This is a genomic window from Candidatus Megaera venefica (assembly GCF_034554655.1).
In the GTDB taxonomy this organism is placed as follows: domain Bacteria; phylum Pseudomonadota; class Alphaproteobacteria; order Rickettsiales; family Rickettsiaceae; genus Megaera_A; species Megaera_A venefica.
In genome coordinates, this window is sequence record NZ_JARJFB010000208.1 from 1 (window position 1) to 2,367 (window position 2,367).

At 31.2% G+C, this 2,367-nt stretch carries 6 protein-coding genes; all 6 read right to left on the bottom strand.

Translation table 11 applies throughout. The annotated features are described in order from the left end of the window. Nucleotides 1–411: TspO/MBR family protein (locus Megvenef_RS08940; protein WP_322777582.1), on the bottom strand; the 411-nt coding region annotated here is incomplete at its 3' end. A gap of 25 nt (nucleotides 412–436) precedes the next feature. Then, a complete protein-coding gene (locus Megvenef_RS08945) occupies nucleotides 437–742 on the bottom strand; it encodes a hypothetical protein (protein ID WP_322777583.1) in 306 nt (101 codons plus the stop codon). Nucleotides 743–778: 36 nt separating this feature from the next. Next, the gene (locus Megvenef_RS08950; protein WP_322777584.1) at nucleotides 779–1,087 is read right to left on the bottom strand and encodes an addiction module antidote protein; all 309 of its coding nucleotides are present in this window, start codon (nucleotides 1,085–1,087) and stop codon (nucleotides 779–781) included. Further along, nucleotides 1,074–1,415 carry a type II toxin-antitoxin system RelE/ParE family toxin gene (locus Megvenef_RS08955; RefSeq protein WP_322777585.1) on the bottom strand — a complete coding sequence of 114 codons (342 nt, stop codon included), beginning with the start codon at nucleotides 1,413–1,415 and terminating at the stop codon, nucleotides 1,074–1,076. The genes Megvenef_RS08950 and Megvenef_RS08955 overlap by 14 nt, the downstream gene beginning before the upstream one ends. A 171-nt stretch (nucleotides 1,416–1,586) precedes the next feature. Further along, nucleotides 1,587–1,820 (bottom strand): helix-turn-helix domain-containing protein, encoded by a 234-nt coding sequence (locus tag Megvenef_RS08960; protein WP_322777586.1) that lies wholly within the window; start codon nucleotides 1,818–1,820, stop codon nucleotides 1,587–1,589. A 145-nt stretch (nucleotides 1,821–1,965) separates the two neighbouring features. Further along, nucleotides 1,966–2,367 (bottom strand): hypothetical protein (locus Megvenef_RS08965; protein WP_322777587.1); only part of this gene is annotated, 402 nt, incomplete at its 5' end.

A 2,367-nucleotide genomic window follows, 5' to 3' on the forward strand; every position in this document is an offset into this window, starting at 1 on the left:
CAAGAAATAAGGTAGCATCATATATGCATAGTTGGTATATCCAATTCTTAGCTTAATTAAAATATAGGCATTAATAGTGACAAGTAAAATTAATACCAAGAGTGCTACTCCACTTAAGTGCCAAGTAAAAAATACCGGGCTCCATAACCAGTTTAAAAACATCCCAGTCCAATACCACCTTAGTATAGTTTTCTCCCTTTCCCTGTATAGTTTCCATCCCAAAATAGCTAAGCTAATATATAAAATAGGCCAGATGATTCCAAAATAATAACCTGGTGGAGTAAGAGAGGATTTGATTAATTGACTGTACCATGGATACATTCCGAACTTCGTAACGTATCCAATGGTTATAGATACTAGCTGAAAGGCTACGATCCATGTTATAAGAGAAGAAAAAGCTCGTTTAATCATACTTAGTCCTCTTCAATATATGACATTAATTAGTGATTGAAGTGAGCGGTGACAAAAAACCACATTTAGTAGCCTTAACTGCAATTTGGTTTAATGTATCGATATCTATTTGAGTTTGTGAATTATCTAATAATATATTATTCCTGCAGTCGGAGATATCCTTTTTAATTTCTTGGCTTGCAAGACTCAGCTGTTTTAAGCCAATATTTATTCTATCAGCATGATAAGCTAAGCTTGTTGGGAAATAAAAGAATATAAAAACAATTGGGGGTGCCAATAATAACAGATAATATCCATGTTTTTTTAGAAAATTTTTAATAAAATTAGTCATAATAGTTTTTCTTAAATTATACCAGAAAATAGATCGTTAATGAATTGAATGATTCGTGGTTTCAACCTGTAGCTTTAAACCAAGTGCTGTAAGAAGAGAGCCTATATTATCAAAACTTGGGTTGCCTTTATCAGAAAGCATTCTATAAATATGCTGCCTGTTGATATGAGCATGCTTAGAAAACTCAGTTATACCACCCTTTGCCTGTATCACTTCTTTTAAACTAGCTAAAAATAGTTCCTTATTATGATCTTCAAAATATTGCTCCAACGCTGCATTTATATATTCCTTTACATTCTCCTCGTCTTGGAACTGATCTTTTAAATAATTATCAAGATTTTGCATCTTGCACCTCACTTTTAAATTCTTCCAATAAATTTTTGGCTAACCTTATGTCTTTATCTTGGGTATCCTTATTTCCTGCACACAAAAGAACAATAATCTTGTTGTTATGCTCAACGAAATACACCCTATAACCGTTTGCAAAGAAGAATCTAAGTTCAAAAAGCTTGTTGCCTAAACTTTTGTAATCTCCATATGAGCCATACTCTAACCTAACCAATCTAAGATTTATTCTAGACCTTGTTTTAGGATCAAGTTTATTTAACCAGCTAGCAACATGGTTTTTTTGATTCTTATCAACAAAAAATCTTACTTCTTTTATTTTCTGCATTTATCTATAACTAATGTTACATGTTGTATTGTCGCACATAAACGACAGTAATGCAAGAGTGATTGTGGAAATAAAAAGTATTATATAAAATCTGGATTGTGTTTTTTATACAAATGGCCAGCTGAATTTAATGGGAGTAGCAGGGCCCTAATTTTTGGCGACTTTTTTGACTTATATACTTTCATAAAAATAGGAAATATCCTTATTTAAAACGCTGGCCAATAAAGCTAATCTCGATGCGCTAATTTTATTTGTTGAGTCCTCATATTTTGCAATTTGTTGTTGAGAAACCCCAGCTTTTTTTGCTAAGTCTGACCGGCTCATATCTCTATCTACTTTCAGGTTATATATTTTCTTGCCAATAAGTTTATCTATTTTATCAAGCTGATCGTCTATATGTTTCATATTATTTTTTTATAACCCACTCTTTTTTCTTTTGTAGATTTTTTCCCATAATAATTGTTTAAACCATTTTGTGACGTATTTTAGCAATTGCTTTGTCTAACTCAAAGCTCGATTCTTCCTTAACTAAATCGGCTTAATTTATTAATCAAGAAAGGGATTTTGCTTTCCATTTTTTTACAAAATCAATATTTGTTGATTCAAGTAATTCTTGAGCCTTAGAACCTTTGGTAACTATAAGTTCGCAATAGTTCTCCTCCAAATTGTCCGAGAAAAAATTAAAGAAAATTACATCTTTATCTACGGCATTTTTTTGAAGAAATTCCTTAACCGACTCAATTTTGGTGTTATAAGCAATTACTTTCATTTTAATTATCACATAACATGCGCCAACTGAAAAAAATAGAGATAATTGAACTATTAAAAAGGATATTAAATCAGCAAAATTAAATGACTTAAATAATAGCATAGTTAGGTGGCAATATGCTGATCGCAATTCTTTTGAATTTGGTGATACGAATATTCTAGCTGAAGATATTAAGCGGAACGG

Coding starts and splice junctions, on each gene's coding strand:
- Megvenef_RS08955 (WP_322777585.1), bottom strand. CDS start 1,415: ATGCAGAAAATAAAAGAAGTAAGATTTTTTGTTGATAAGAATCAAAAA.
- Megvenef_RS08950 (WP_322777584.1), bottom strand. CDS start 1,087: ATGCAAAATCTTGATAATTATTTAAAAGATCAGTTCCAAGACGAGGAG.
- Megvenef_RS08945 (WP_322777583.1), bottom strand. CDS start 742: ATGACTAATTTTATTAAAAATTTTCTAAAAAAACATGGATATTATCTG.
- Megvenef_RS08960 (WP_322777586.1), bottom strand. CDS start 1,820: ATGAAACATATAGACGATCAGCTTGATAAAATAGATAAACTTATTGGC.